The sequence below is a fragment of the Pseudomonas saliphila genome (assembly GCF_008638345.1).
Lineage (GTDB): Bacteria > Pseudomonadota > Gammaproteobacteria > Pseudomonadales > Pseudomonadaceae > Halopseudomonas > Halopseudomonas saliphila.
Window position 1 is genome coordinate 67,046 of record NZ_VTVA01000011.1, and the last position, 22,070, is coordinate 89,115.

Here is a 22,070-nt window from a genome sequence, read left to right on the forward strand (position 1 = left end):
ACGCCCTTCCTGTACCAGGGAGGGCGTTTGTCGTTGTGCAGCTGACTGCTATTCAGGGCTGACCAGCAGCTTGCGTGCGTGGGCTAGAGACTCCTCGGTCATGTCGATGCCGCCCAGCATGCGTGCAACCTCATGGACGCGGCCGTCACGGTCCAGGTTGTCAATGCAGGTGCGCGTTGATTTGCGCGACTGTTCCTTGCGGACAAACAGATGCTGATGTCCCTGTGCAGCGACCTGGGGCAAATGCGTGACAGTCAGCACCTGGCCGCGCGCGCCGAGCTGGCGCAGCAACTGTCCAACGATCTCAGCGGTGGGCCCGCCAATTCCCACGTCTACTTCATCAAACACCAGGGTCGGCACCCGCGAGGTCTGAGCAGTGATGACCTGGATACCGAGGCTTATCCGCGACAATTCGCCCCCCGACGCGACCTTGGCCAGAGGTTTGGCGGGCTGGCCGGGGTTGGCGCTGACCAGAAATTCGACATTTTCCAGCCCGTGCGGTGAATGCTCGTCCGATTTGTTCGCCGTTAACTGCACCACTACCTGACCACCGGGCATGCCCAGTTGCTGTATTTCGTGGGTGACGGCTTCCGCCAGCCGGTTGGCCGCCTTCTTTCGCGCCGTGGTCAGTTGGCCTGCCAGCTGCTGATAGTGAATACGAAAGGCATCCAGTTCCTCGGCCAGTTGTCCGGAGTCGGCGTGGCTCCGCTCGATGCTTTCGAGTTCGTCGATCAGCGTCTGCTGCAGGGCCGGTAGTTCGTCCGGATTGACCTTGTGCTTGCGGGCTAGCTCGTAAATGGTGCCAAGACGCTCTTCGATCTGTTGCTGGCGCACCGGGTCAGCTTCGAAATGATCCAGGTAACGGGTCAGTTCGCCGACGGCTTCTTCCACCTGAATTTGCGCACTGGCCAACAGGGTATTAGCTTCATCGAGATTCCGATGGCTCGCCTGCAGGTTGCCCATGCGCTGCAAGCTGGCGGTGAGCGATTGCAACACGCTGCCGCTGTCGTTCTCGCTGCACAGGTTGATCACCTGTTGGCATGAATGCAGGATCTGCTCGGCATTGGCCAGCTGCCGCTGATCGTTTTCCAGCTGATCCAGCTCGCCGTCCTGCAGGCTGAGATTGTCGAGCTCTTCCAGTTGGTAGGTCAGCAATTGTAGGCGAGAGCTTTGCTCATCACCGCGCTGGCTCGCCTTGAGCAGCGCCTGCTCGGTTTGCCGGCAGCGTTGCGCCGCCAGTTGTACCTGGCGGGCCAGCTCGCTGGCGTTGGCGTAATTGTCCAGCAACCGGCGGTGGGTGTCCGTCTTGAGCAGTGACTGGTGCTCGTGCTGACTGTGAATATCAATCAGCATTTCGCCCAGTGCCTTGAGATGTTGCTGCGGGCAGGGGCTGCCGTTGATATAACCGCGCGATCGACCCTCTGCAGTCACCACGCGACGCAGGATAACCTGATGGTCTTCACCGGCAAGGTCGCGCTCATCCAGCCAGGCAATGGCTTCCGGGATCTCGCTGATATCAAAGGTCGCCAGCAGATCGGCCTTGCTGGCGCCGGGGCGTACTGCGCCGCTGTCAGCCCGGTCGCCGAGCGTCAGTGCCAGGGCATCCAGCATGATCGACTTGCCTGCACCGGTCTCACCGGTGATGACCGTCATGCCGTTGGCCAGCTCCAGTTCGAGGTGATCGACAATGGCATAGTTGTTCACCGCCAGATGTACCAGCATCGCCGTGCTCCTGGGTAATAGGTCTGGTTATTTATACAGTAGTCCCGCTTTGCCGTTCAAGTCCCCGGATGATCCTTTTGTCATGAAGGTTGTTAGCCTTGAATCACCGGTGGCCGACCCCATATAGAGGTCAGAGCATTTTTATGTACTTATTATCGACAGGAGAGATTCATGGCGGACGAACAGAAGCAGGACCTGAACGATCAGGAGCCCGTTTTCGAGGAAGCGCTGGAAGGCGATGAATCAGAGGATCTGGCTGCGAAGGTGGCCAGTCTCGAAGAGCAGTTGGCTGCTGCGCAGGATCAGGCTCTGCGAGCGGCCGCTGATGTACAGAACGCACGCCGGCGCGCCGAGCAGGAAGTTGAAAAGGCGCACAAGTTTGCCCTTGAGCGTTTTGCCAATGACCTGCTGCCAGTACTCGACAGTCTGGAGCGCGGCATCGAATTGTCTGATGAGCGTGATGAAGCCCTCAGGCCAATGCGCGAGGGTATGGAGCTGACGCTGAAGATGTTTGCCGACACGCTCGGTCGTTATCAGATTGAAGAAGTGGATCCTGAAGGTGAACCCTTCAACCCCGAATTGCATCAGGCGATGACCACAGAGGAGCGGGACAGCATGGAGCCCAACACCGTGGTCCGGGTGTTTCAGAAAGGCTATACGCTCAGTGGTCGGCTTCTGCGCCCGGCGATGGTGGTAGTGAGCAAGGCTCCCGCCAACAAGCCCGCCTCACCTTCGATCGACGAACAGGCTTGAAATTAAATCGAGTGACCCCACTAAGGGTTCATCAGTAGACAATCCCGCCGCGGGTATCACGCGGCATACAGATTCGGAGAATTTAGATGGGCAAGATAATCGGTATCGACCTGGGAACCACCAACTCCTGCGTGGCCATTATGGAAAACGGTACGGCCAAGGTAATCGAGAACGCTGAGGGTGGTCGCACCACTCCTTCGATTGTGGCGTATACCAACGACGGCGAGACGCTGGTTGGTCAATCTGCCAAGCGTCAGTCAGTGACCAACCCGCAGAACACCCTTAACGCGGTCAAGCGACTGATTGGTCGCCGCTTTGAAGAAGATGTCGTTCAAAAGGACATCAAGCTGGTCCCTTACAAGATTCTTAAGGCCGACAACGGCGACGCCTGGGTAGAAGTAAAGGGCGAGAAAATGGCGCCTCCGCAGATCTCTGCTGAAGTGCTGAAGAAGATGAAGAAGACTGCCGAGGATTATCTGGGCGAGCCAGTAACCGAAGCGGTCATCACGGTGCCTGCTTACTTCAACGACAGTCAGCGCCAGGCCACCAAGGATGCCGGTCGGATTGCTGGTCTGGATGTAAAGCGGATCATCAACGAGCCAACTGCTGCCGCACTGGCATACGGTATGGACAAGTCGCGTGGCGACTCCACTATCGTTGTTTATGACCTTGGCGGCGGCACCTTTGATATTTCGGTTATCGAAATTGCCGAAGTTGACGGCGAGCATCAGTTTGAAGTGCTGGCTACCAACGGCGATACGTTCCTCGGCGGTGAAGACTTCGACATGCGCCTGATCGACTATCTGGCCGACGAATTCAAGAAGGAAAACGGTGTTGATCTGCACAACGATCCACTGGCCCTGCAGCGACTGAAAGAAGCGGCCGAAAAAGCCAAGATCGAATTGTCTTCCAGCAACCAGACTGATGTGAACCTGCCCTACATCACCGCAGACGCATCCGGTCCGAAACACCTGAACGTCAAGGTTACCCGGGCCAAGCTGGAATCGCTGGTCGAGGAACTGGTCAAGCAGAGCATTGAGCCTTGCCGCATCGCCATGAAGGACGCTGGTCTGGATGTGTCCGAGATCAACGAAGTGATTCTGGTCGGTGGTCAGACCCGTATGCCGCTGGTACAGCGCACCGTTGCTGAATTCTTCGGCAAAGAGCCACGCAAGGACGTGAACCCGGATGAGGCGGTAGCTGTAGGCGCTGCGATCCAGGGTGCGGTTCTGTCCGGTGATGTGAAGGATGTTCTGCTGCTCGACGTTTCCCCGCTGTCTCTGGGTATCGAGACTATGGGTGGCGTGATGACCACATTGATCGAGAAGAACACCACCATCCCGACCAAGAAGTCGCAGGTGTTCTCGACGGCTGATGATAACCAGACCGCCGTGACCATCCACGTGATGCAGGGCGAGCGTAAGCAGGCGTCGCAGAACAAGTCGCTGGGCCGTTTCGATCTGGCAGACATTCCGCCAGCTCCGCGCGGTGTGCCGCAGGTCGAGGTGAGCTTCGATATTGACGCCAACGGTATCCTGAACGTGTCCGCGAAGGACAAGGCGACTGGCAAGCAGCAGTCGATCATCATCAAGGCTTCTTCGGGTCTGACCGATGAAGAAATTGATCAGATGGTGCGTGATGCTGAGGCCAATGCCGAGGAAGACCGCAAGTTCGAGGAGCTGGTCACTACCCGTAACCAGGCTGACCAGTTGGTTCACGCCACGCGCAAGACGTTGACCGAAGCTGGCGACAAGGCGACTGAGGAAGAGAAGACTGCAATCGAGACCGCTTTGGCTGACCTCGAATCCGCAATCAAGAGCGATGACAAGGCCGATATCGAAGCCAAGATCAACGCTCTGTCCGAAGCTTCCGGTCCGCTGGTGCAGAAGATGTATGCCGAGCAGGCGCAGGCTGCCCAGGGCGGCGAGTCTGATGCAGACGCCGGCCAGGATGGTGCTGATGACGTAGTGGATGCCGAGTTCGAAGAGGTCAAGGACAAGAAATAAGTCCTTGAAAGAACGGTGTAACTACTGACTGTATGCAACGCGGGAGCTATTCCCGCGTTGCTGTTTGTAACGGACCCTTGGGTCTGTTGACGTTTCCCCGCGGCGCGCGGCGAAACGTCAACAGAGCTTGAATGAAGGAATGATAAAACGATGGCCAAGCGTGATTATTATGAAGTGCTGGGCGTAGAGCGCGGCGCTAGCGATGCCGAGCTGAAAAAGGCCTACCGCCGCCTGGCGATGAAGCATCATCCGGACCGTAATCCGGACGACCAGGGCTCGGAGGAGAAATTCAAGGAAGCCAACGAGGCTTATGAAGTTCTCACGGACGCCAACAAGCGCGCAGCCTATGATCAGTACGGCCATGCTGGCGTCGATCAAAGCATGGGTGGTGGCCCCGGCGGATTCGGTGGTGGCGGCGGCAACTTCTCGGATATTTTCGGGGATGTCTTTGGAGACATTTTCGGCGGTGCCGCAGGCGGGCGTGGTCGTTCCAATGTGCAGCGCGGCAGCGACTTGCGCTATACGCTGGAGCTTGATCTCGAAGAGGCGGTACGTGGCACGTCGGTCACTATTCGCATACCTACCCTGGTTGGCTGTAAAACCTGTGACGGCAGTGGCGCCAAGAAGGGCACCAAGCCAGTCACCTGTACTACGTGCGGTGGTCACGGCCAGGTGCGCATGCAACAGGGATTCTTCTCGGTTCAGCAGACCTGTCCCCGCTGCCACGGTACGGGCCAGATGATTGCCGATCCCTGTAATGACTGTCATGGCCAGGGGCGCGTCGAAGAGCACAAGACCCTGTCGGTCAAGGTTCCAGCGGGCGTCGATACGGGCGATCGTATTCGGTTGGCCGGTGAAGGCGAGGCGGGCGTTAATGGTGGGCCGGCGGGCGACCTCTATGTGGTGGTCTCGGTTCGCGAGCACAAGATATTCCAGCGCGACGGCAAGAACCTGTACTGCGAAGTACCGATCAACTTTGCTGATGCAGCCTTGGGTGGTGAGCTTGAAGTGCCAACGCTGGATGGCCGCGTCAAACTGAAGATCCCGCAGGGCTCGCAAACCGGCAAACTGTTCCGCCTGCGCGGCAAAGGTGTGACCCCGGTGCGCGGCGGTTCGGCAGGTGACCTGTTGTGTCGGGTGGCGGTCGAGACGCCGGTCAATCTGACCAAGCGTCAGCGCGAGCTGCTCGAGGAGCTACGCGAAACCCTGGAAGCGGAAGGCAGCAACCAGTCGCCCAAAGCGAAGAGCTGGTTCGAAGGCGTGAAGAACTTTTTCGAGGACATGAAATTTTGACCGGGGCAGATATGAGACGCGTAGCGGTGACAGGTGCGGCCGGTCGCATGGGCAAGACGCTGATCGAGGCGGTCATTCAGACCGAGGGCGCCGCTGTACTAACGGCGGCGATCGAGCGAGCGGGTAGCTCGCTGGTCGGCGCCGATGCCGGCGAGCTCGCCGGCGTGGGCCGGCTCGGCATTGCTGTAAGTGGCGCGCTTGAGAACGTTATGGACGAATTCGATGTACTGATCGATTTCACTCATCCGAGCAGTACCCTGGTCAATTTGGCGCTCTGTCGCGATGCCGGCAAGGCCATGATTATCGGTACCACCGGGTTTTCTGAGGCGCAGAAGGCCGTAATTGCCGAAGCGGCGCAGGACATTCCGATTGTCTTCGCGCCGAATTTCAGCGTAGGCGTCAATCTGTGCTTCAAGCTGCTGGATATGGCGGCGCGGGTCATGGGCGATGACGCCGATATCGAGATCATCGAAGCGCACCATCGGCACAAGGTCGACGCGCCATCGGGCACGGCGTTGGGTATGGGTGAAGTGGTGGCCAAGGCGCTCGGGCGGGATCTGCAGCAAGTAGCGGTCTACGGCCGCGAAGGTCAGACCGGCGCGCGGGATCCCCAGACGATTGGCTTTGCGACTATTCGAGCCGGTGATGTAGTGGGCGACCATACCGTACTGTTTGCCTCCGAGGGCGAGCGTGTCGAAATCACCCACAAGGCATCCAGTCGCATGACGTTCGCCAAGGGGGCCGTGCGTTCGGCTCTCTGGCTGGGCGGTCGACGGGCGGGTCTATATGACATGCAGGATGTGTTATCGCTGCGCGACTAGGCAGTGTGTAGTCGGGAGGTATTCAGTCGGGCGCTATCGCTAACCGTTTCTCGACAGCGTTCAGCGCCTGGCGCCTGCCTCGCTTGAGGTCAGGCGTTAGGTATCAGGCATGCTGGAAGATCAAACCCCGCGTTTGAGCGCGTCGCGGGAAAGGTTGTTAAGCGTGCTGGTATTACGCAATAGGTAGAAGGCTGCAATGGTCGGCACCCAGTCCGCGCGGTGATCCAGCAGTCGAGGCTTGATGAAGTTGTACTGCTTCTCCAGCTGATCGAAGGTCGCTTCCAGCTCGGGGAACAGCTGGCGCAGTTCACCGGCGCGCTTACTGATACTCGCATCCATTTCGTCGAATAATCCTTCCTTGGTTTCCACGAAATACACCCCGATAGAGCTGAACATACTGTTCTGGTAGAGCAGCAGGATCTGGTTGGTTTCCAGGCTCTGGCGGTGCAGGGTGAGCAGATCCTGCGGAGCCGTCTCAGTCAGTGCGTCGTAGGCTGCGGCTGCGGCCTTGTCCAGTTCAGCGTGGGCCATCATGATCTGGTTGACGGTCGCCAGATGGTAATGCGCTTCTTCGGTTGACTGACCTTCGAGCTGACGAATCAGCGATACCAACGCATCGTAGGGTCTGCGCAGGTCAGATGGGTTATCCATTTTACGTAACAGCTGGTCCATATTCTTCAGGGCGCTGTTATAGGTCTCGCGATTGCCGGGTTCGCGTACGCGCTCGAACAGGTTGTTGTCGATCAACACATAGGTGCCGGTGACATAACCGTCGCTGCGAAATTCGTGGAGGTTTTGCAGGTTCTGAAGTTCTGTCGCTTGAATCAGGGGTGCGACACTAAGCAGTGCCAGCACGAAGTAGCGTCTTAGGCGCAATATCATGGGAGTTCTCTCCATCCTTTTTTTATTGTCACACAGCTCTGCGCTTCACAGCATCAGTGGCTGGGCTGTATCCGTTCACACTTGTTTTAACACAACTGCCACAGCTTTAGAAACAGATTGACATTCTGTCCCGAGCGATAAAGATCGGCGGTTGTGCCTTGCACCAATTCCTGTGGTGGTCCTTCGGTCTGGATATATGCTGGACGATCCCTTAGAATGCCGAGCTAATCTGTCTATCCAGCGCGCATCTGACAATGCCATAAAGTAAACGGGATGAAGTGTCCAACACCTCGTTCCCGCTTTTGTGCAGCCCGCGTTTAGTAAAACTTGTCCGCTCTAATCGGAGGTTTTCTTGTCCAAACCAGCCATTCTCGCCCTTGCTGACGGTAGCATTTTCCGTGGTGAGTCCATCGGGGCCGACGGTCAGACCGTAGGTGAGGTTGTTTTCAATACAGCCATGACCGGTTATCAGGAGATCCTGACCGATCCGTCCTACGCGCGCCAGATCGTCACGCTGACCTATCCGCACATCGGCAACACAGGGACTGTCGCGGACGATAGCGAGTCGTTCAAGGTGTGGGCTGCCGGTCTGGTCATTCGTGATCTGCCGCTGCAGGCCAGCAACTGGCGCAACACCCAGCCTCTGGACGCTTACCTGGTCGAGAACGGTACGGTTGCCATCGCCGGTATTGATACGCGCCGCCTTACACGCATTCTGCGTGAGAAAGGCGCGCAGAACGGCTGCATTCTCGCAGGTGAAGATGCAACTGAAGAGCGGGCGCTGGAATTGGCGCGTGAGTTCCCGGGGCTGAAGGGCATGGACCTGGCCAAGGAAGTCAGCGTCAAGGAGCGTTATGAATGGCGCTCGAGCGTCTGGTGCCTGGAAAGCAATAGCCACGCAGAAATCGCCGCGAGCGAGCTGCCTTACCATGTGGTTGCCTTCGATTACGGCGTCAAATACAACATCTTGCGCATGCTGGTCGCCCGTGGATGCCGTTTGACGGTCCTGCCGGCGCAATCCACTGCTGCTGATGCGCTCGCCTTGAACCCGGATGGCATCCTGCTGGCTAACGGACCAGGCGATCCGGCGCCTTGTGACTATGCAATCGAGGCGATCCAGGAGTTGCTGAAGACCGATATACCGATTCTGGGTATCTGCCTGGGGCACCAGTTGCTGGCCCTGGCTGTAGGCGCGCGCACGATGAAGATGGACAACGGACATCACGGTGCCAACCACCCGGTGCAGGACCTGCGCACAGGTGAAGTAATGATCACCAGCCAGAACCACGGTTTCGCTGTGGATGAATCCACCTTGCCGGCCAATGTGCGCGCGACCCATAAGTCGCTATTTGACGGCACCCTGCAGGGTATCGAGCTGACGGATAGAGAAGCGTTCAGTTTCCAGGGACACCCGGAAGCCAGCCCGGGCCCCCACGATGTGGCTCCGCTGTTCGATCGTTTCATCGAGACCATGGCCAAGCGCCGCTAAGCCGCCGGTTCACTTAGGATTTTTAGACGACTATGCCAAAACGTACAGATATCAAAAGTATTCTGATCATCGGCGCTGGTCCGATTGTCATCGGCCAGGCCTGCGAGTTTGATTACTCCGGTGCTCAGGCCTGTAAAGCGCTGATGGAAGAAGGGTTCCGTGTCATCCTGGTTAACTCCAACCCGGCCACCATCATGACCGACCCGGCGATGGCCGACGCGACCTATATCGAGCCAATCAAGTGGCAGACCGTGGCGCGGATCATCGAGAAGGAACGTCCGGACGCCGTGTTGCCGACCATGGGCGGGCAGACCGCACTGAACTGCGCGCTGGATCTGGAAAAACACGGCGTGTTGGAGAAGTACAACGTCGAGATGATCGGCGCCAATGCCGACACCATTGACAAGGCCGAAGACCGCTCACGTTTCGACAAGGCGATGAAATCCATCGGCCTGGCGTGCCCGCGTTCGGGTATTGCCCATGATATGCAGGAAGCTAATAACGTCCTGGATCAGGTCGGTTTCCCCTGCATCATTCGCCCCTCTTTCACCATGGGCGGCTCGGGCGGCGGTATTGCATACAACCGCGAAGAGTTCGAAGAGATCTGCACCCGCGGCCTCGACCTATCGCCAACCAACGAGCTGTTGATCGACGAGTCGTTGATTGGTTGGAAAGAATTCGAGATGGAAGTGGTCCGCGACACCAAGGACAACTGCATCATCGTCTGCGCCATCGAGAACTTCGATCCCATGGGCGTGCACACCGGTGATTCCATCACGGTTGCCCCTGCGCAAACGCTAACTGACAAGGAATACCAGGTGATGCGTAATGCGTCACTGGCGGTGCTGCGTGAGATCGGTGTGGAAACCGGCGGCTCCAACGTCCAGTTCGGCATCAACCCGGTCGACGGCCGCATGGTTGTCATCGAGATGAATCCGCGGGTGTCACGCTCCTCCGCGCTGGCCTCCAAGGCCACTGGCTTTCCGATCGCCAAGATCGCCGCCAAGCTCGCAGTGGGTTACACCCTGGATGAGCTCAGCAACGATATTACCGGCGGACGCACTCCGGCTTCCTTCGAGCCGTCTATCGACTATGTCGTGACCAAGATTCCGCGTTTCGCCTTCGAGAAATTCCCCAACGCCGACGCACGCCTGACCACTCAGATGAAGTCGGTGGGTGAAGTCATGGCCATCGGTCGTACTTTCCAGGAATCCCTGCAGAAAGCGCTGCGTGGACTGGAAGTGGGTGTGTCTGGCCTCGACCCCAAGGTCGATCTGAGCAGCAGTGACGCCCAGACTGATCTGGTACGTGAGCTGACGGTGCCTGGCGAGCAGCGCATCTGGTACATCGGCGATGCGTTCCGCTCAGGCATGAGCGTTGAGGACATTTTCGAGCTGACCAATATCGATCCCTGGTTCCTGGTGCAGATCGAAGATCTGATCAAGGACGAAGAGCGCGTCAAGACCCTGGGACTGGCCGATTTTGACCATGACCTGATGTTCCGTCTCAAGCGCAAGGGCTTTTCCGATATTCGCCTTGCTGCGTTGCTGGCCGTCAGCGAGAAGAGTCTGCGTCGTCACCGGCACAAGCTGAACGTATTCCCGGTATACAAGCGGGTGGATACCTGTGCGGCCGAGTTTGCGACTGACACCGCCTACATGTACTCGACCTATGAGGAAGAGTGCGAGTCCAACCCCTCCGACCGTGAAAAGATCATGGTGCTGGGTGGTGGTCCGAACCGCATCGGTCAGGGCATCGAATTCGACTATTGCTGCGTCCACGCGGCGCTGGCAATGCGCGAAGATGGTTACGAAACCATTATGGTCAACTGCAATCCGGAAACCGTATCGACTGACTACGACACCTCGGATCGTCTGTATTTCGAGCCGGTGACCTTGGAAGACGTGCTGGAAATTGTTCGCGTCGAGAAGCCTAAGGGCGTCATCGTGCAGTACGGTGGTCAGACCCCGCTGAAGCTGGCCCGTGCGCTGGAAGAAGCCGGTGTGCCCATTATCGGCACCAGCCCTGAGTCGATCGACCGCGCCGAAGACCGTGAGCGCTTCCAGCAGATGGTCGAGCGGCTGAATCTGTTGCAGCCGCCGAACGCTACCGTGCGCAGTGAAGAAGAAGCCATTCGCGCTGCGAGCAAGATCGGTTATCCGCTGGTGGTGCGTCCGTCTTATGTATTGGGCGGTCGGGCGATGGAGATCGTCTACCAGGAAGAGGAACTCAAGCGCTATTTGCGGGATGCCGTGAAGGTGTCCAACGACAGCCCGGTGCTGCTGGATTACTTCCTCAACTGCGCAATCGAGATTGACGTGGACGCGGTATCGGACGGCACCGACGTGGTGATCGGCGCGATCATGCAGCACATCGAGCAAGCGGGTGTGCACTCGGGTGACTCCGCGTGTTCGCTACCGCCTTACTCGCTGCCGGCACATATCCAGGACGAGATGCGCGATCAGGTCAAGAAAATGGCCCTTGAACTGGGCGTAATCGGCCTGATGAACGTGCAGCTGGCGCTGCAGGATGACCGCATCTACATTATCGAGGTCAATCCCCGTGCCTCGCGCACGGTGCCCTTTGTATCCAAGTGCATTGGTGAATCCCTGGCGAAAATTGCGGCGCGCGTGATGGCCGGGAAGACGCTCAAGGAGATCGGTTTCACCAAGGAAATCGTGCCCAAATTCTACAGCGTCAAGGAAGCGGTATTCCCCTTTGCCAAGTTCCCTGGGGTTGATCCGATCCTGGGGCCGGAAATGAAGTCCACCGGCGAAGTGATGGGCGTGGGCGACAGCTTTGCCGAGGCGTTTGCCAAATCACAGGTTGGTGCCGGCGAGGTGCTTCCGCAGGGCGGCACGGTGTTCCTCAGCGTACGCGAGGACGACAAGCCGTTCGTCGCCGAGATGGCTGGCGAGCTGATCGAGCTCGGCTTCGATGTGGTCGCGACCAGCGGTACAGCGAAGATTATCAAGGCTGCCGGACATCAAGTGCGTCGGGTTAACAAGGTGACTGAAGGGCGTCCGCATATCGTCGACATGATCAAGAACGATGAGGTCAGTCTGGTGATCAATACCACCGAAGGCCGTCAATCCATTGCCGATTCGTACTCCATTCGCCGCAATGCGCTGCAGCGCAAAGTGTACTCCACGACCACTCTGGCCGGCGGTCAGGCGGTGTGTATGGCATTGAAATTTGGTCCTGAGCGCGCTGTCCGGCGACTTCAGGATCTGCACGAGGGGGTCTGATCCATGAAATATCCAATGACCAAGCAAGGCGCAGAGGCGCTTGAGACAGAGCTAAAACACCTCAAGAACACCATGCGTCCGCAGATCACCCAGGCGATCGCCGAAGCGCGAGAGTTGGGTGACCTCAAAGAGAACGCTGAATACCATGCGGCCCGCGAACAGCAGGGTATGGTCGAGGCGCGCATTCGTGACATCGAAGGTCGGTTGTCAAATGCCCAGGTAATCGATCCCACCACGATCCCGCATTCCGGGAAGGTGATCTTTGGTACCACGGTCGAAATCGCCAACGTCGATACTGACGAGTCAGTGGTGTACCAGATCGTGGGTGAAGATGAAGCCGACATCAAGATACGCAAGATTTCGGTCGGCTCGCCGATTGCCCGGGCGCTGGTCGGCAAGGAAGAAGGCGATGTCGTTGCGGTCAAGACCCCGAGCGGCGTGGTTGAGTATGAGATCGTCGAGGTGCGTCATCTGTGATCGGAGCGCCCGCCGTGCCCGCGTTGCGTAGCGGTCGTGTTGCCTGGCAACTGACCGCTACGCTCTGGGTGGGCGGCATCTGGATGTTGCACTTTGTATTGTTGCCCGCTCTGGAAAGCTTTGGGTTGGCGCCGATGCTGACCGACGAGATCGGTAGCTTCATGCGGCCTTTGATGGTGGCGTTCGCTGCCATTTGCGCCGTTCTCCAGTTGATAATTGTCTGGACGGCGGTGGGCGGAGATTGGTGGAGGGATGTGCGTGGCCAGCTATTGCTGCTGGTGTTGGCTGCAGCAGCGGTCTTTTTCGGGGCAAAATTCATTGCAGCGGGAGATTATATCCAGCTGTTCTGTTACCTGATTCTGGCTTTCGCAGGTCTGGTGCTGGTTCTGCAACCACGTCCGGATGAAACCGGACGCTAGCCGCAATCCAGTCACAGGTTCTTGTGGCGCACCAGATTGGATAATTGCGCATTGGGCTTCTTGGCGGGGCGCAGTAGAATCGCCATCTTGCCGATCACCTGCACCAGCTCAGCGCCGCTGGCTTTGCACAATTCTTCAATCAGCGCCCGCTTGCTGTCACGATCGGCAACGCTAAGACGAATCTTAATGAGTTCGTGGTCGGTGAGTGCACGATCAAGTTCAGTCATCACGCCTTCGGTGAGGCCATTTTCGCTGACCATGACAACCGGCTTCAGGTGGTGACCAATACGTTTGTAGGCTTTCTTCTGTTCGGAGCTAAGCGCCATAATATTCTGATGCGTTCCAGTTTCGTTGAATGTAAACGCGACTAGTTTAACTGTCAGCGACACACGCTGCACGAGGTATTCCGTGGCTCAATCCAAAACCAGCAAAAGCTGGCTGAAAGAACATTTCGACGACCCCTATGTGAAGAAGGCGCAGAAGGACGGATACCGTTCGCGCGCCAGCTACAAGCTGCTTGAAATCCAGGAGAAGGACCGGCTGCTCAAGCCCGGTATAACGGTGCTGGATCTGGGTGCGGCACCGGGAGGCTGGTGTCAGGTGGCCAGTCGTCTGATTGGTGACAAAGGCCGAATCATTGCTTCGGATATTCTGCCGATGGACAGTATCGCCGATGTGACCTTCATAGAAGGCGACTTTACTGAGGACGCGGTATTTGAGGAAATCCTCCAGGCGATCGGCGATCAGCAGGTTGATCTTGTTATTTCTGATATGGCCCCCAATATGAGTGGGACGCCTGAAGTAGATCAGCCGCGGGCAATGTATCTGTGCGAGCTGGCGCTGGACATGGCGGGTCAGGTGCTTCGTCCCGGTGGCAACTTCCTGGTGAAGGTGTTCCATGGTGAAGGTTTTGATGAGTACTTCCGGCTAATGAGAGGTCAGTTTGACAAGCTGGTCACCCGTAAGCCCGGCGCATCAAGGGGGCGGTCCCGTGAAACCTACCTGTTGGCTAAAGGATATAAAGGCCCGCAAGCGTAAGTGGCGCGACATAGCGCGTAACATTGCCGTGCCTGCCGTGATGCCAGAAACTGGTGTAAGGTAGGCATATATATGAAGAATTCAGTCAGGCCTGGTCGCTGTCGCGGCGGGGCAAGAGGGTAGCGATTTGAACGATATGGCGAAAAACCTCATCTTGTGGTTGATCATTGCCGCGGTCCTGGTGACGGTGATGAACAATTTCAGTACTCCCACCGAAACCAATACCCTCAACTACAGCCAGTTTCTCGAAATGGTCGAGGATCGTCAGGTTGAGCGCGTCGTTGTTGACGGGTTCGAGATCGAAGGGCGTCGCCGTGATGGCACTACCTTCACCACAGTGCGTCCGGCAATTCAGGACAGCGGGCTGATTGGTGACCTGCTCGAGAATGACGTCATCATCGAGGGCAAACAGCCTGAACAACAGAGCATCTGGACTCAGTTGCTGATTGCCAGCTTCCCGATTCTGATCATCATTGCCATCTTCATGTTCTTCATGCGTCAGATGCAGGGTGGAGCGGGTGGCCGCGGCGGTCCGATGAGCTTTGGCAAGAGCAAGGCGCGGATGCTCACCGAAGATCAGGTCAAGACGACCTTTGCGGACGTGGCTGGTTGCGACGAGGCCAAGGAAGAGGTCAGCGAACTGGTCGAGTTCCTGCGTGATCCGGGTAAGTTTCAGCGCTTGGGCGGGCACATTCCCCGTGGCGTGTTGATGGTGGGTCAGCCAGGTACCGGTAAGACGTTGCTTGCCAAGGCAGTTGCGGGCGAAGCGAAAGTGCCGTTCTTCACCATTTCCGGCTCGGATTTCGTTGAGATGTTCGTGGGCGTCGGTGCGAGCCGCGTGCGCGACATGTTTGAACAGGCGAAAAAGCACGCACCTTGCATTATCTTCATCGATGAGATCGACGCCGTCGGTCGTCACCGTGGAGGCGGTATGGGCGGTGGCCACGATGAGCGTGAGCAGACGCTGAACCAGCTGCTGGTGGAAATGGACGGCTTCGAAGCCAACGACGGTATTATCGTTGTGGCCGCGACCAACCGTCCGGACGTGCTCGACCCGGCGCTGATGCGTCCCGGCCGTTTTGACCGTCAGGTCGTCGTCGGCTTGCCCGATATCCGTGGCCGTGAGCAGATTCTGAAGGTCCACATGCGCAAGGTACCGCTGGGTGATGACGTCGCGCCGACCAATATTGCGCGGGGTACGCCGGGTTTCTCGGGTGCCGACCTTGCCAACCTGGTCAACGAGGCCTCGCTGTTCGCCGCCCGGGGGGGTAAGCGCGTCGTCGAGATGAAAGAGTTCGAGATGGCCAAAGACAAGATCATGATGGGCGCCGAGCGCAAATCGATGGTCATGTCTGACAAGGAAAAGCTCAACACCGCTTACCACGAGTCAGGCCATGCGATCGTTGGTCGCCTGGTTCCAGAGCATGATCCTGTGTACAAGGTGTCGATCATTCCGCGCGGCCGTGCGCTGGGTGTAACCATGTTCCTGCCCGAAGAAGATCGCTACAGCCTGTCCAAGCGGGCACTGATCAGTCAGATCTGTTCGTTGTTCGGTGGTCGTATCGCCGAAGAGATGACCCTGGGTTTCGAAGGTGTGACCACCGGCGCCTCCAATGACATCATGCGTGCCACGCAATTGGCCAAGAACATGGTGACCAAGTGGGGCTTGTCCGAAAAGCTGGGTCCATTGATGTACGGCGAGGACGAAAACGAAGGTTATCTCGGCCGTATGGGTGGTGGACAATCTTCCAGCGTGTCCGGTGAGACGGCCAAGCTGATCGATCAGGAAGTGCGTCGTATCATCGACGAGTGCTACGCCACTGCGCGCCAGCTGCTGGAAGAGAATCGCCACAAGCTCGATCTGATGGCGGAGGCGCTGATGAAGTACGAGACCATCGATGCCGAGCAGATCAACGACATCATGACTGGCAAGCCACCCCGCGAGCCCAAGGGTTGGCAGGGCGACGATAGCCAGGGACCGGGCGCCTCGGCGAGTGTCGGTGATGATCCGGCCACAGATGTGACTACCGGCGACGACAAGCCCAAAGATGGCGGTATAATCGGCGGCCCTGCTGGCGAACACTGAAGCGTAGATGACTAACTTGCCTACCAGCTCCCGATTGCCTTGTGGCGATCGGGAGCTTGATCTTTCCCGCACCCATGTCATGGGTATCCTCAATATCACTCCCGATTCCTTCTCTGATGGCGGCCGGTTCACGCTGATGGACGCTGCGTTGGCGCATGTCGAGCAAATGCTGGCTGCTGGCGCTACACTCATTGATGTGGGCGGGGAGTCGACCCGCCCGGGCGCTGCGACCGTAAGTGTTGCGCAGGAAGTCGAACGGGTGGTGCCGATGGTTGAAGCCATCAAGGCGCGATTTGATACCGTTGTTTCGGTCGATACCAGTACGCCGGAGGTGTTCACTGAATCGGCCAAAGCGGGTGCTGGGTTGATCAACGATATTCGCGCTTTGTGCCGCCCTGGCGCGCTGGAAGCGGCTGCCGCAACGGGGTTGCCTGTGTGCATCATGCACATGCAGGGCGAGCCCGCGTCCATGCAGGAGGCGCCGGTGTATGCATCGGTGCTCGATGAAGTAAACCAGTTTCTAATGGAGCGAGTTGCGGTCTGCGAAGCGGCGGGCATCCCGCGCGAGCGCTTGGTGCTCGACCCCGGTTTCGGTTTCGGCAAGTCGCTCGAGCATAATCTTCAGCTGTTCAATCGACTCGATGCATTACAGCCGGCTGGATTGCCCGTGCTGGTTGGCGTGTCACGCAAAAGCATGATTGGCCAGGCACTGAATCGTCCTCTGGATCAGCGTCTGGCCGGCGGTATCGCCCTGACAGCGCTTGCGGTAACCAAGGGCGCGCGCATCATTCGGGTACATGATGTGGCTGAGACCGTGGATGCCGTCCGCATGATCGAAGCAGTGCTCTCCGCCTGAGCCAGGCTGAACCAGACAGAATTCTAAGGATTTTTGCACCATGGAAAAACGCTATTTTGGAACCGATGGCATTCGCGGTCGGGTTGGCAGTCATCCTATTACCCCTGAATTCATGCTCAAGCTCGGCTGGGCGGTAGGCATGGCATTTAAACGCCAGGGCCAGTGTCGGGTCTTGATCGGCAAGGACACGCGGATTTCAGGCTACATGTTTGAATCGGCGCTGGAAGCAGGCTTGTCCGCCGCCGGTGCCCAGGTTCAGCTTCTCGGGCCGATGCCGACGCCTGCGATCGCCTATCTAACGCGTACCTTCCAGGCTGATGCCGGAATTGTGATCAGCGCATCGCACAATCCCTTCTACGACAACGGCATCAAGTTTTTCTCGGTTACCGGGAGTAAGTTGCCGGATCATCTGGAACTGGAAATTGAACGACTGGTTGATTCGCCGATGGAAGTCGTGGATTCGGCGTTACTGGGTAAGGTGGCGAGGGTTGAGGATGCTTCAGGCCGCTATATTGAATACTGCAAAAGCAGCGTGCCTACCAGTACCAGCTTCAAGGATTTCAAATTGGTGCTTGATTGCGCGCATGGTGCTACCTACAAGGTCGCGCCGAGCGTATTCCGGGAGCTTGGCGCCGACGTCACAGTGATTGGTGCTCAGCCGGACGGGCTGAACATCAATGCTGGCGTTGGGTCGACCGATCTGGGTGCACTGCGTCAGGCGGTGCTTGAGTCGGGTGCGGGTCTGGGTATCGCGTTTGACGGTGACGGCGACCGGGTGTTGATGGTCGACGAGCGGGGCGAGGAAGTCGACGGGGATGAGCTGTTGTTTATCATCGCCCGCGATATGCAGCAACGCGGACTGCTGCGCGGGGGCGTGGTCGGGACCCTGATGACCAATCTCGGGCTCGAGCTGGCATTGAAGGACGCGGGAGTGCCTTTGGTGCGCGCCAAAGTCGGTGATCGCTACGTGATGACCGAATTGCGAGAACGTGAGTGGATCCTCGGAGGCGAGTCGTCAGGGCACCTGGTATGCCTGAATCATACGTCCACCGGGGATGGAATCATCGCTGCGCTGCAAGTGATGCGTGCGCTGCAGCTTTCGGGAATGACGCTCGGTGCAGCGCGCAAAGGGATGCGCAAGTGTCCGCAGAAGCTAGTGAATGTGCGCTATCAGGGCGGGCAGGGTTCGCCGCTCGATCACCCCGAACTGCAGGCTGGCGTAAGGCAGGCAGAGCAGCGCATGGGTGAAGCGGGGCGTGTGCTGTTGCGTCTGTCCGGCACCGAGCCAGTCATCCGCGTAATGGTCGAGGGCCAGGATGCCGAGCAGGTTGAAACCGAGGTCGGTATTCTGGCCGAGCTGGTAACCCGGTTGTTCGGTGCTTGCTGAGTAAAATGCGGTTGTTTCACCCGGGCATCTTGGGTAAGATTGGCGCCCGCTTGAGCTGAGAGGTTTGGCATGCGTCGTTCGCTGGTCGCCGGAAACTGGAAAATGCACGGTACTCGGCAATCCGTTGAGACCTTGCTTGGTGGACTGAATCAGCAGGATTGGCCTGAAGAGGTTGATCTCGTTATCGCGCCGCCTGCGTTGTATATCCAGCAGTGTCGCGAAGCGCTGGAGGGTTCTCCAGTCAGCCTTGCGGGGCAGTCATCCGCCACCCAGGCCGAGCCTGGCGCGTTGACCGGGGAAGTGTCACCGGCGCAGCTGCGTGATGCGGGATGTGAATATGTGCTTGTTGGTCACTCCGAACGACGCAGTTTGTTTGGCGAGACGGACGAGATGGTATGCAAGAAGTTTGCAGCCGCGCTGGCCTGTGGTTTGAGGCCTATTTTGTGCGTTGGTGAAACGCGCGAGCAGCGGGATGCGGGTGAAACCGCTGAGGTTGTCGGGCGTCAGTTGCAGGTCGTGCTGGAGTCTTTCGGTGTTGGCGGTCTGGCCCAGGGTGTGGTCGCGTATGAGCCAGTCTGGGCAATAGGTACGGGCCTGACGGCATCGCCAGAAGAAGCTCAAGATGTACACTCGATGATCCGTGGTCGGCTGGCGATGCTCGATGATGAGCAGGCCCGCTGTGTGCAGATTGTCTACGGCGGCAGCGTCAAGGCAGATAATGCCGAAGCGCTTTTTGCCATGCCGGATATCGATGGGGGGCTGGTTGGTGGAGCTTCCCTCAATGCAGATGAATTTGGTGCGATAGCTCGTGCCGCGGGACGCGCATAATGATTGAGACGGTAGTTATAGTTGTTCACCTGGTCGCTGCAATTGCTCTGGTCGGTCTGGTACTGATCCAGCAGGGCAAGGGTGCTGATGCAGGCGCGTCCTTTGGGTCCGGCGCCTCCGGTACGGTATTTGGCAGTCAAGGTTCAGCTACTTTCCTAAGTCGCTTGACAGGCGCGCTGGCCGCTGTATTCTTCCTGACTTCTTTGGGTCTGGCCTACTACGCCAGCGATTATGCAGCACGATCGCTCGACAGTGGTTTGCCTGATCCGGTGTTGCGTTCCGAGCCGGCTGCGCCGGTTCTGAGCGAGGATATTCCTGTTCTTGAAGAGCAGGCACCTCAGGCTCCTGCTGCGACGGATGATGTACCCGCCGTCAAGTAAGCCTAAAGTTTTGCGGAAGTGGTGGAATTGGTAGACACGCTATCTTGAGGGGGTAGTGCCTTAGGGTGTATGGGTTCGAGTCCCATCTTCCGCACCAATCACTCAGGGTCTGCTCTTGCAGGCCCTGCTTTGTTTTCGGGCTGTGCGTGCCGGTTGTCTTGTTGGGCTGCCGGGCGTATAATTCATGCCCTAGATTCGACGCGGGGTGGAGCAGTCTGGTAGCTCGTCGGGCTCATAACCCGAAGGTCGTAGGTTCAAATCCTGCCCCCGCAACCAGTCAAAGGCCCCTTTTTAGGGGCTTTTTGTTAGATGTCTGGACTTCCTCGGAAGTGGCCAGCAACCAGGATGGGCTTAAAGGCCCATTTTTTATTCATGCGAAGCAAGGTGGTGAATTTGTCCGGCAAAGTATCTGAGTTGGAAATGCTTCTGGTCCCGATTATCGAAGCTTTAGGCTATCGTTGTTGGGGCATCGAGTATTTGTCTCAGGGCCGTCATACCCTTCTACGCGTTTATATCGATCATCCGGACGGGATCAGTGTCGAGGCCTGCGCAGCAGTTAGTCGCCAGGCCAGCGCCGTACTGGATGTTGAAGATCCCATTACCGGGGACTATACCTTGGAGGTATCCTCCCCCGGCATGGATAGGCCGCTGTTCACTCTGGAGCAGTTTGCCGCTTATACCGGTGAACAGGCCAAACTCAAATTGCGCGTCCCGTATGAAGGACGGCGGAATTTTCAAGGTGTCATCCGCGGTGTTGAAGGTGATGAGGTGATTCTTCAGGTCGGGGAACACGAATACCTGCTGCCCATCGACTCGATCGACAAGAGCAACATTATTCCGCGGTTTTGAGCATTTTTCGGGCTCCAGTGGCCCCAATGGACGGCGTTAGGCGAGGCATACGATGAGCAAAGAAGTGCTGCTGGTTGTGGAATCTGTTTCCAATGAAAAGGGCGTACCGCCCGATGTGATTTTCGAAGCATTGGAACTGGCATTAGCCACAGCAACCAAGAAGCGTTACGAAGATGAAGTAGATGTACGGGTGCAGATCGATCGGCAAACGGGCAACTATGACACCTACCGTCGCTGGACTGTGGTGGCTGATGAGGATTTCGAAGAACCCGACATGCAACTGACGCTTGATCAGGCCGAAGCGCGTGATCCGGATCTGAAAATCGGCGATATGATCGAAGAGAAGATCGACTCCGTGGAGTTTGGTCGCATCGCGGCGCAGATCGCCAAGCAGGTTATCGTGCAGAAAGTGCGCGAAGCCGAGCGCGCGCAAGTGGTCGATGCCTATCGCGATCGCCTGGGCGAAATCATCAGCGGCACAGTCAAGAAGGTTACGCGTGATAGCGTGATCGTGGACTTGGGCAACAATGCCGAGGCCGTTCTGCCACGTGAAGAGATGATCCCGCGTGAGACGTTCCGCACCGGCAGTCGCATTCGTGCTCTGCTCAAGGAAATTCGGGCGGAAAACCGTGGTCCTCAGCTGGTGCTGTCACGCAGTGCGCCGGAGATGATCATTGAGCTGTTCCGTATTGAAGTGCCGGAGATTTCCGAGGAGTTGATCGAGGTAATGGGCGCAGCTCGTGATCCGGGCTCCCGGGCGAAAATCGCCGTGCGCTCCAAGGACAAGCGTATTGATCCGCAGGGCGCCTGTATCGGCATGCGCGGTTCGCGCGTCCAGGCTGTCTCTGGCGAGCTTGGTGGTGAGCGGGTCGATATCGTACTTTGGGACGATAATCTGGCGCAGTTTGTCATCAATGCGATGGCGCCTGCAGAGGTTGCCTCTATCATCCTCGATGAAGACACCCACACGATTGATATTGCAGTTGCCGAGGATAACCTCGCGCAGGCTATTGGTCGTAGCGGACAGAACGTTCGCCTGGCCAGTCAACTGACTGGCTGGACGTTGAACGTAATGACCGAGGAAGCGATCGTTGCTAAACGTGAAGCCGAAACGGGCGACATTCTGCGCGGGTTTATTGAAGAACTGGACGTAGAAGAAGAGCTGGCCCAGATGTTGGTCGAAGAAGGGTTTACTTCACTCGAAGAAATCGCCTACGTCCCAATGGAAGAAATGCTGGGAATCGACGGTTTTGACGAGGATATCGTCAGTGAACTGCGCGCACGAGCCAAGGATCGGCTACTGACCAGGGCGATTGCCAGCGAAGAGAAGCTGGAAGAAGCCCAGCCCGCCGAAGACCTCCTGAACATGGAAGGTATGGATCGGGCGCTGGCGTTCCAGCTTGCAGCAAAAGGCATCATCAGCATGGAAGACCTCGCTGAGCAATCGGTCGACGATCTGCTGGATATTGATGGTATTGACGAAGCCCGTGCTGGCACGCTGATTATGGCTGCCCGGGCTCCCTGGTTTGAATAACC

At 57.7% G+C, this 22,070-nt stretch carries 19 protein-coding genes and 2 tRNA genes; 18 read left to right on the forward strand and 3 right to left on the reverse strand.

Features of this window, described 5'->3' with window-relative positions; genetic code table 11:
- Positions 1-48: 48 nt before the first annotated feature.
- A complete protein-coding gene (gene recN / locus FHK95_RS13000) occupies positions 49-1,722 on the reverse strand; it encodes a DNA repair protein RecN (RefSeq protein WP_150305063.1) in 1,674 nt (557 codons plus the stop codon).
- A gap of 171 nt (positions 1,723-1,893) precedes the next feature.
- Here recN and grpE point away from each other — a divergent pair, with 171 nt between their 5' ends.
- The 4 genes from grpE (at position 1,894) to dapB (ending at position 6,595) form a co-directional block, all read left to right on the forward strand.
- Complete coding sequence (grpE, locus tag FHK95_RS13005; RefSeq protein ID WP_150305064.1) at positions 1,894-2,475, forward strand: nucleotide exchange factor GrpE; 582 nt, start codon at positions 1,894-1,896, stop codon at positions 2,473-2,475.
- An 86-nt stretch (positions 2,476-2,561) separates the two neighbouring features.
- Positions 2,562-4,481 carry a molecular chaperone DnaK gene (gene dnaK, locus FHK95_RS13010; RefSeq protein ID WP_150305065.1) on the forward strand — a complete coding sequence of 640 codons (1,920 nt, stop codon included), beginning with the start codon at positions 2,562-2,564 and terminating at the stop codon, positions 4,479-4,481.
- Between the two features lie 150 nt (positions 4,482-4,631).
- Positions 4,632-5,774, forward strand: coding sequence for a molecular chaperone DnaJ (gene dnaJ / locus FHK95_RS13015; RefSeq protein WP_150305066.1), 1,143 nt, complete (start codon positions 4,632-4,634; stop codon positions 5,772-5,774).
- Between the two features lie 11 nt (positions 5,775-5,785).
- Positions 5,786-6,595, forward strand: a complete 810-nt coding sequence (gene dapB / locus FHK95_RS13020) for a 4-hydroxy-tetrahydrodipicolinate reductase (RefSeq protein ID WP_150305067.1) — start codon at positions 5,786-5,788, stop codon at positions 6,593-6,595.
- A 120-nt stretch (positions 6,596-6,715) separates the two neighbouring features.
- Here the strand turns inward: dapB and FHK95_RS13025 are convergent, their stop codons facing one another.
- Complete coding sequence (locus FHK95_RS13025; RefSeq protein ID WP_150305068.1) at positions 6,716-7,477, reverse strand: hypothetical protein; 762 nt, start codon at positions 7,475-7,477, stop codon at positions 6,716-6,718.
- 352 nt (positions 7,478-7,829) lie between these two features.
- Here FHK95_RS13025 and carA point away from each other — a divergent pair, with 352 nt between their 5' ends.
- The 4 genes from carA to FHK95_RS13045 are packed head-to-tail and all read left to right on the forward strand — an operon-like array spanning position 7,830 to position 13,110.
- Positions 7,830-8,966: a glutamine-hydrolyzing carbamoyl-phosphate synthase small subunit gene (gene carA, locus FHK95_RS13030; RefSeq protein WP_150305069.1), complete on the forward strand. Its 1,137-nt coding sequence runs from the start codon at positions 7,830-7,832 to the stop codon at positions 8,964-8,966.
- Positions 8,967-8,998: 32 nt separating this feature from the next.
- Positions 8,999-12,214 carry a carbamoyl-phosphate synthase large subunit gene (gene carB / locus FHK95_RS13035; protein WP_150305070.1) on the forward strand — a complete coding sequence of 1,072 codons (3,216 nt, stop codon included), beginning with the start codon at positions 8,999-9,001 and terminating at the stop codon, positions 12,212-12,214.
- A 3-nt stretch (positions 12,215-12,217) separates the two neighbouring features.
- Positions 12,218-12,691: a transcription elongation factor GreA gene (gene greA / locus FHK95_RS13040; RefSeq protein ID WP_150305071.1), complete on the forward strand. Its 474-nt coding sequence runs from the start codon at positions 12,218-12,220 to the stop codon at positions 12,689-12,691.
- Positions 12,688-13,110, forward strand: coding sequence for a DUF4149 domain-containing protein (locus tag FHK95_RS13045; RefSeq protein WP_235906778.1), 423 nt, complete (start codon positions 12,688-12,690; stop codon positions 13,108-13,110). Before greA ends, FHK95_RS13045 begins: the two co-directional genes overlap by 4 nt.
- An 11-nt stretch (positions 13,111-13,121) precedes the next feature.
- Here the strand turns inward: FHK95_RS13045 and yhbY are convergent, their stop codons facing one another.
- Positions 13,122-13,436, reverse strand: a complete 315-nt coding sequence (gene yhbY, locus FHK95_RS13050) for a ribosome assembly RNA-binding protein YhbY (RefSeq protein WP_150305126.1) — start codon at positions 13,434-13,436, stop codon at positions 13,122-13,124.
- A gap of 82 nt (positions 13,437-13,518) precedes the next feature.
- Between yhbY and rlmE the strand changes: the two genes are divergently transcribed.
- From rlmE to nusA, 10 genes are all read left to right on the forward strand, one after another.
- On the forward strand, positions 13,519-14,148 hold the full coding sequence (gene rlmE / locus FHK95_RS13055; RefSeq protein ID WP_150305072.1) for a 23S rRNA (uridine(2552)-2'-O)-methyltransferase RlmE: 630 nt from the start codon (positions 13,519-13,521) through the stop codon (positions 14,146-14,148).
- Between the two features lie 136 nt (positions 14,149-14,284).
- Entirely contained in the window at positions 14,285-16,234 is a 1,950-nt protein-coding gene (ftsH, locus tag FHK95_RS13060; RefSeq protein WP_150305127.1) for an ATP-dependent zinc metalloprotease FtsH, read from the forward strand.
- Between the two features lie 7 nt (positions 16,235-16,241).
- Positions 16,242-17,090 (forward strand): dihydropteroate synthase, encoded by an 849-nt coding sequence (gene folP / locus FHK95_RS13065; protein WP_150305073.1) that lies wholly within the window; start codon positions 16,242-16,244, stop codon positions 17,088-17,090.
- A gap of 40 nt (positions 17,091-17,130) precedes the next feature.
- Entirely contained in the window at positions 17,131-18,477 is a 1,347-nt protein-coding gene (gene glmM, locus FHK95_RS13070; protein WP_150305074.1) for a phosphoglucosamine mutase, read from the forward strand.
- 69 nt (positions 18,478-18,546) lie between these two features.
- The gene (gene tpiA / locus FHK95_RS13075; RefSeq protein ID WP_150305075.1) at positions 18,547-19,305 is read left to right on the forward strand and encodes a triose-phosphate isomerase; all 759 of its coding nucleotides are present in this window, start codon (positions 18,547-18,549) and stop codon (positions 19,303-19,305) included.
- Positions 19,305-19,685, forward strand: coding sequence for a preprotein translocase subunit SecG (secG, locus tag FHK95_RS13080; RefSeq protein WP_150305076.1), 381 nt, complete (start codon positions 19,305-19,307; stop codon positions 19,683-19,685). The genes tpiA and secG overlap by 1 nt, the downstream gene beginning before the upstream one ends.
- A 12-nt stretch (positions 19,686-19,697) precedes the next feature.
- A tRNA-Leu gene (locus FHK95_RS13085) sits at positions 19,698-19,782 on the forward strand.
- A 102-nt stretch (positions 19,783-19,884) separates the two neighbouring features.
- A tRNA-Met gene (locus tag FHK95_RS13090) sits at positions 19,885-19,961 on the forward strand.
- Between the two features lie 117 nt (positions 19,962-20,078).
- Positions 20,079-20,534, forward strand: coding sequence for a ribosome maturation factor RimP (gene rimP, locus FHK95_RS13095; protein WP_150305077.1), 456 nt, complete (start codon positions 20,079-20,081; stop codon positions 20,532-20,534).
- 52 nt (positions 20,535-20,586) lie between these two features.
- Positions 20,587-22,068, forward strand: coding sequence for a transcription termination factor NusA (gene nusA, locus FHK95_RS13100; RefSeq protein ID WP_150305078.1), 1,482 nt, complete (start codon positions 20,587-20,589; stop codon positions 22,066-22,068).
- The last annotated feature ends 2 nt before the right edge of the window (positions 22,069-22,070 follow it).